This is a genomic window from Litorivita pollutaquae, assembly GCF_003205515.1.
GTDB lineage: Bacteria > Pseudomonadota > Alphaproteobacteria > Rhodobacterales > Rhodobacteraceae > Litorivita > Litorivita pollutaquae.
Genome location: NZ_KZ826495.1, coordinates 19,965 through 27,195, shown reverse-complemented (window position 1 = coordinate 27,195; position 7,231 = coordinate 19,965). Strand labels below are relative to the sequence as shown.

The following is a 7,231-nucleotide window of genomic DNA, read 5'->3' as shown; positions in this document are numbered from 1 at the left end:
CCACTGGTCAGCGCGATACGCACCGCATCCTGGCGGAATTCGTCCGTCCGTTTCAATCCCATAGTCAGTCTCCTTTGTTGCAGTAAATGCTATCAAAGGAGCGGCATCAAACCGCGACAGGTCCATCAATAGAATCGGGACACAGTAAGCAGCGGGGCAAAGCGGTGCGCGCTTGACCTCGGCGCGCAGAACTTTCTATGGTAAGTTTAATCTTGTCGCGCGGTAAATTAACCAGCCGTCCATCGCGCGACTTTGCGGGGTGTGACGATGCGCGAGCGAAAAATCAGGAATATGGAAGAGTTTGCCGCCAAGAGTGGCGTCTCGCGCCCCACGGTGTCGAAGTATTTTAACGACCCCAGCAGCGTGCGGGCATCGACCCGTGAACGAATCGAAGCGGCGTTGGAACGTTATGATTTCCGCCCCAATCTCTACGCGGTCAATCAAAACCGGCGACTGACGAAAAATATTGGCATCGTTGTGCCCAATTTGGCCGATCCGTTTTTCTCTGAATTGGCACGCAATATTGAACGGCGCTGCATTGATGCGGGGTTTTCCCCTACGACGTTCAGCTCCCACGGGAGCCGCGAACACGAGATCGAGATCATGGACACATTGCGGTCGATCCGGCCCGCAGGCGTTCTGCTCGCCCCGCTCGGGCGGAGTTCGGATCGCGCAACGTTGGAGGCCTTTTGCAAGGATGTGCCGACGGTGCTCTTTGACAGCAACATCGAAGGCATTGGCGCGGCGTTTATTGGCTCTGATCCGTTCCAATCCATCCCTTTGATGGTCGACTATTTGTGTCGGACCGGTGCGCCGCCCTGCTTTTTCGAAATGCCGCCGGTGAACCCGAATGCGAACAAACGCCGGGATGCCTATCTGCGGGCGATGCAACGTTTGGGGCATACGCCGCATGTCGTGCGGGTCGAGGGCCACGGTTGGGATTTTGAAGACATCGGGTACCGCGAGGGGCTGCGGGTCATTGCCGAGGGCGGCTTGCCCAGCCAAACCGTGTTATGCAGCAATGACCGTTTGGCGATCGGTCTTTTGGCGGCCGCCTATGAGAGCGGCATCCGCGTTGGCATCACCGAGGAGTGCACAATGCGTATCGCGGGCCATGATGATCATCCCTTTGCGCGATTCACCGGGCCGTCGCTGACCACGGTGGCGCAGGACTACAAAGCCATCTCCGAGCGCAGCGTCGAGACGGTTTTGAAACTGGTTGAAGGCGGCAGCATTGATGATTCGGCGCGGGACATTTTGTTTGACGGGCACTTGGTGATGCGCGCATCCGCTTGAAACCCTATTGAATTTTACGCGCGTAAAAAAATAATTGACGTCGCGTATTGTTCATCTCTAAGCTGCTCCTCAGCATTTGATGCACTTAGGGAGGACTAAGGATGATTTTGAGAACGCTTGGCATGGCGAGCGTTGCGGCACTATGTGCGGCGACCTTCGCCACGGCTGAAACAACGCTCACCATTGCAACCGTGAACAATGGTGACATGATCCGCATGCAGGGTCTGACCGATGATTTTACCGCGAAGCACCCAGATATCAAATTGGAATGGGTCACGCTGGAAGAAAACGTTCTGCGCCAACGGGTCACGCAAGACATTGCCGCCAAGGGTGGTCAGTTCGACGTCATGACCATCGGCACCTATGAGGTTCCGATTTGGGGCGCGCAAAACTGGCTGGTCTCTCTCAATGATCTTCCGGCGCAATGGGATGTCGACGATATTCTGCCCGCGATCCGTGGTGGTTTGACCATCGATGGCGAACTCTACGCCGCGCCATTCTATGCCGAAAGCTCGATGGTGATGTATCGCAAGGACCTGATGGAAGCCGCCGGTATGGAAATGCCCGAGGCACCCACATGGGGCGACATTGAAAACGCCGCTGCTGCGATGACCGACAAGGACAATGGTGTTTATGGCATCTGTCTGCGGGGCAAAGCCGGGTGGGGCGAGAACATGGCCTTCCTGACGGCGATGTCCAATTCCTTTGGTGCGCGTTGGTTCGACGAAAACTGGACCGCGCAATTTGATACACCGGAATGGAAAACCACGCTGAGCACCTACATCAACCTGATGACCAAATACGGTCCTCCGGGTGCGTCGACCAATGGTTTCAACGAGAACCTTTCGTTGTTCCAACAAGGCAAATGCGGCATGTGGATCGACGCCACCGTTGCGGCCTCCTTCGTGACCAATCCGGACGACAGCACTGTGGCCGATAAAGTCGGTTTTGCCTTGGCGGCGGATGCCGGGCTGGGCAAGCGCGGTAATTGGCTTTGGGCGTGGTCCTTGGCCATCCCCGCCGGATCGGACGCAACCGATGAGGCGAAGAAATTCGTCGCCTGGGCCACCAGCAAGGAATACACTGCGCTGGTTGCGGCGAACCAAGGTTGGGCCAACGTGCCTCCGGGCACGCGCAAGTCTTTGTATGAGAACCCGGAATACGCCAAGGTTCCCTTCGCCGAAATGACGCTCAACTCGATCAATGCGGCCGATCCGAACGCACCGACCGTCAAACCGGTGCCCTACACGGGCGTGCAATTTGTTGCGATCCCCGAATTCGCTGGCATCGCCACGCAGGTGGGACAAGAGTTTTCGGCGGCCCTTGCCGGTCAACAGACCGTGGATCAGGCCCTTGCCAAAGCGCAGGCTCTGACCGTGGATGAGATGGAAGCCGCAGGCTATTGAGTGATCAGGTTTCGGGGGGCGATTTGTCCCCCGAAATGCAACCTTCGTAATTTCAAATCCTGACAGACCAACACAGCCGCCGCCTTTTGCCCGCGAGGAGATATGTCATGGCCACCCAACATTCCCGATCCGCTGCCCGCTTGATGATGGCCCCGGCCGTCATTCTTCTACTGGGCTGGATGTTGGTGCCATTGACGATGACGCTCTATTTCTCGTTCAAGAAATACCTGCCCCTGCGCGGCGGGGATTTGGGATGGGTGGGTTTTGATAATTACACCCGTTTTATCACCTCAAGCGCCTTTTGGCCGTCGATCCAGGCCACATTGATCATCGTCGGATCGGTTTTGGCGATCACCGTGGTATTGGGGGTCTTGCTGGCAATCCTTCTGGATCAACCGATGTGGGGGCAGGGGGTCGTGCGTATTCTGGTGATCGCGCCGTTCTTTGTCATGCCAACGGTATCGGCCTTGGTGTGGAAGAATATGTTTATGGATCCGGTCAATGGTCTGTTTGCACATCTGTGGAACGCCTTTGGATTAACGCCTGTAGAGTGGTTGAGCCAAGCCTCGCTGACCTCGATCGTGATGATCGTCTCGTGGCAATGGTTGCCCTTTGCGACACTGATCTTGCTGACGGCGATCCAATCCCTCGACAGCGAGCAATTGGAGGCGGCCGAAATGGACGGTGCTCCGCCGCTTTACCGCTTTGCTTATATTACCCTGCCGCATTTGGCGCGGGCGATCACCATCGTCGTCTTGATCCAAACGATTTTCCTGCTGTCGATCTTTGCCGAAATTCTTGTCACCACCCAAGGCAGCTTTGGCACCAAAACCCTGACCTATCTGGTCTATCAACGGGTGCTCGAAAGCCAGAATGTCGGGCTTGGCTCGGCCGGCGGGGTTTATGCTGTCATTCTGGCCAATATCATCGCGCTGTTCTTGATGCGTATCGTTGGCAAAAATCTGGACGCGTGAGGAGATCACAACATGAGCCGCACCGTGACCACACAAAGAAAAGCAATCAACACAGCCCTTGCGTGGGGCATCGGGTTGTTGATCTTTTTCCCGATCCTCTGGACCTTTCTAACCAGTTTCAAAACCGAGGCGACCGCGATTGCCGATCCGCCGGTGTTCTTGTTCTTTGATTGGACCTTAGAGAATTATTCCGTTGTCACAGAACGGTCCGATTATGCCCGTTTCTTGTGGAATTCGATTTTCATCGCCGGTGGGTCCACCATTTTGGGGATCATTGTTGCGGTGCCAGCCGCGTGGTCGATGGCTTTTGTGCCCTCGCATCGCACGAAAGATATCCTGCTTTGGATGCTCTCAACCAAAATGCTGCCCGCCGTGGGCGTTCTTTACCCGATCTATCTGCTGTTCATCAAAATGGGCCTTTTGGATAGCCGCCTTGGCCTGACCCTCGTGTTGATGTTGATCAATCTGCCGATCATCGTCTGGATGCTCTACACCTACTTTCGCGAAATCCCCGGCGAGATATTGGAAGCGGCACGCATGGATGGGGCGACGTTGCGTTCGGAAATTATCTATGTGCTGACACCGATGGCGGTGCCCGGAATTGCCTCGACCTTGCTGCTCAATTTCATTCTGGCATGGAACGAAGCCTTCTGGACGCTCAACCTCACGGCTGCCAAAGCCGCGCCATTGACGGCCTTCATCGCCAGCTACTCAAGTCCCGAGGGATTGTTTTACGCGAAACTCTCGGCGGCCTCGACGATGGCCATTGCGCCGATCCTGATCCTCGGCTGGTTCAGCCAGAAACAGCTTGTCCGTGGCCTCACCTTTGGCGCGGTTAAATAAGGAACATTCCATGGGACAAATCACACTTGAAAAAGTCACCAAGAAATTCGGCAATGTGGAGGTGATCCCGCCGCTTGACCTGACAATTCATGACGGCGAATTTACGGTATTTGTCGGCCCGTCAGGATGTGGAAAATCCACCTTGTTGCGGTTGATTGCTGGATTGGAGGATATGACATCGGGCACGCTGCGCATTGATGGCCAAGACGCCACCGCGATCCCGCCCGCCAAACGCGGCTTGGCAATGGTATTCCAATCCTACGCGCTTTATCCGCATATGAGCGTGCGCAAAAACATCGCCTTTCCGATGCGTATGGCGGGGGTGGATCAAGCCACACAAAACGCCAAAATCGACGCGGCGGCCAAGGCGTTGAACCTGACCGACTATCTCGACCGCCGGCCGGGGCAATTGTCCGGCGGACAGCGCCAACGGGTCGCCATCGGCCGCGCCATCGTGCGCGAACCTTCGGCGTTTTTGTTTGATGAACCCTTGTCAAATCTCGACGCCGCTTTGCGCGTTGGCATGCGGCTTGAGATTTCCGAGCTTCATAAAAAGCTGGCGACGACGATGGTTTATGTTACCCACGATCAGGTCGAAGCCATGACCATGGCCGATAAAATCGTCGTGCTGCGCGCCGGTCACATCGAACAGGTCGGCAGCCCGCTAGAGCTATATCATACCCCGCGCAACACCTTTGTTGCCGGCTTCATCGGGTCGCCAAAAATGAACCTGATTGACGGGGCCGAGGCAGAAAAACACGACGCCCATACCATCGGCATTCGCCCCGAACATATCGACGTGGATGCGCAAGGCGGTCCGTGGCAGGGCAAGGTCGGCGTTGCAGAACATCTGGGGTCGGACACGTTTTTCCATATCCACGACACGGGATTGGCCGAAACCATAACCGTCCGCGCCCCCGGCGAGGTCAGCTTCGATCACGGCGACACCGTTTTCCTGACCCCGCGCGACGACAAAATCCATCGTTTTAACGCAGAGGGATTGCGGTTCTCATGACCGGGTCCGGCCAAGGCACCGGAACGTTCAGCACCCGCCCAAACGCACAGGGCGCCGCCGCCTTGCGCCAACCGGCCGTCTCAATCAAACCGGATCGATAACATCGCGCCGTTGCGGCACAAAACCTACAATGTGGATGACACAAATGAACGCGCCAATTCCTCTGTCCAATGCAAGCCTCAGGCAATTGGCCCCCGCCTTGCGCGTGCCGCAGTATGATCGCAGTGCCCTGCGTGCGGGGATCGTGCATATCGGTTTGGGCAATTTTCACCGCGCCCATCAGGCATGGTATCTGCACCGGCTGTTCGACGCAGGCCTCAACCACGATTGGGCGATCATCGGCGCAGGCGTGCGTGCCAGCGACGCGGCGCAACGCGAGAAGCTCTTGGCCCAAGATTACCTGACCACCTTGATCGAATTGGATCCGGCGGGGAAATCTGCGGAGATCTGCGGATCGATGATTGATTTTCTGCCTGTCGAAGAGGGCAACGGTCCGTTGATTGCCAAGATGGCCGACCCTGCTATTCGTATCGTTTCATTGACCGTGACCGAGGGCGGATATTTCATTGATCCGGCGACTGGCGGCTTTAATGCAGGCGATCCCGATATCGCATATGACGCCGCCCACCCTGCCGCGCCGCGCACCGCTTTTGGTGCCATCATTGCCGCGCTAAAACTGCGCCGCGATGCGGGGGCGGGACCGTTCACCTGCATGAGTTGTGACAACCTGCAGGGCAATGGCGCGGTGATGCGCCAAACGGTGATTTCGCTGGCGCGGCTCTCCGATGCGGATTTGGCCGATTGGATTGACGCCCATTGCTGCTTTCCCAATTCCATGGTCGATTGCATCGTGCCCGCCACCGGTCCCAAAGAGATCGCCATGGCCGAAGGGTTCGGGCTGCGCGATGCGGCGCCGGTGACCCATGAGAACTATCGCCAATGGGTGATCGAGGATGCGTTTTGTTCCGGTCGGCCCGATTGGGACAAGGTCGGCGCGACATTTTCGCCGCGGGTGCAGGATTTTGAAGCCATGAAAATCCGTATTCTCAATGGCGGGCATCAAATCATCGCGGTTCCGGCACAGATTTTGGGGATCGACACCGTTGCCGGTGCTATGGCTCATGCGGGCATACGCGCGCTCTTGCATAAGGTTGTGACCGAAGAGGTTGCCCCGCATGTCGATGCCGTTCCGGACATGACGCCGGTGGCGTATCTTGACCTGATCGACCGCCGGTTTTCCAATCCCGAGATTTCGGACACCACCCGCCGCGTTGCCTTTGACGGATCAAGTCGGCATCCGGGGTTCATCGTGCCGTCGATCCGGGATGGTTTGGCCGCAGGCCTGCCGGTGGACGGCCTTGCTCTGGTTGCGGCATCTTGGGCCCGATACTGCACCGGTACCCGCGAGGATGGCAGCCGCATCGCGCCCAATGACCCCCATTGGTCAGAGTTGAATATATGCGCGAAAACTGCGGAAACGGCGCCTCTCAAATGGCTTGGAATGTCCCGCTATTATGGCGATTTGGGCGAGGAAAAAGCTTTTGCGGATGCGTTCTGCGACTGGCTGCTCCAAATTCACGCGGAAGGTATTGAGGCGGCGATTGCTGCATATTTGAGCCGCTGATTCTGCGGATCGCATGATTGGGGCGCTCCAAAATAACACGCCCCGCAGTGCGCATTGGCTCTGCGGGGCGTGT

Annotated in this window: 6 protein-coding genes; all 6 read left to right on the top strand. The window is 57.0% G+C overall.

From position 1 onward, the window contains the following. Window positions 1-267 precede the first annotated feature (267 nt). The 6 genes from DI396_RS15985 (at window position 268) to DI396_RS15960 (ending at window position 7,158) form a co-directional block, all read left to right on the top strand. The gene (locus tag DI396_RS15985; RefSeq protein ID WP_110797397.1) at window positions 268-1,296 is read left to right on the top strand and encodes a LacI family DNA-binding transcriptional regulator; all 1,029 of its coding nucleotides are present in this window, start codon (window positions 268-270) and stop codon (window positions 1,294-1,296) included. A gap of 101 nt (window positions 1,297-1,397) precedes the next feature. Continuing rightward, a complete protein-coding gene (locus DI396_RS15980; RefSeq protein WP_110797395.1) occupies window positions 1,398-2,702 on the top strand; it encodes an ABC transporter substrate-binding protein in 1,305 nt (434 codons plus the stop codon). 107 nt (window positions 2,703-2,809) lie between these two features. Beyond that, window positions 2,810-3,676, top strand: coding sequence for a carbohydrate ABC transporter permease (locus DI396_RS15975; protein WP_110797394.1), 867 nt, complete (start codon window positions 2,810-2,812; stop codon window positions 3,674-3,676). Between the two features lie 12 nt (window positions 3,677-3,688). Beyond that, the gene (locus DI396_RS15970) at window positions 3,689-4,519 is read left to right on the top strand and encodes a carbohydrate ABC transporter permease (protein WP_110797392.1); all 831 of its coding nucleotides are present in this window, start codon (window positions 3,689-3,691) and stop codon (window positions 4,517-4,519) included. Window positions 4,520-4,529: 10 nt separating this feature from the next. Next, window positions 4,530-5,534, top strand: coding sequence for an ABC transporter ATP-binding protein (locus DI396_RS15965; RefSeq protein WP_110797391.1), 1,005 nt, complete (start codon window positions 4,530-4,532; stop codon window positions 5,532-5,534). Between the two features lie 145 nt (window positions 5,535-5,679). After that, window positions 5,680-7,158: a mannitol dehydrogenase family protein gene (locus tag DI396_RS15960; protein ID WP_110797402.1), complete on the top strand. Its 1,479-nt coding sequence runs from the start codon at window positions 5,680-5,682 to the stop codon at window positions 7,156-7,158. Window positions 7,159-7,231 lie beyond the last annotated feature (73 nt).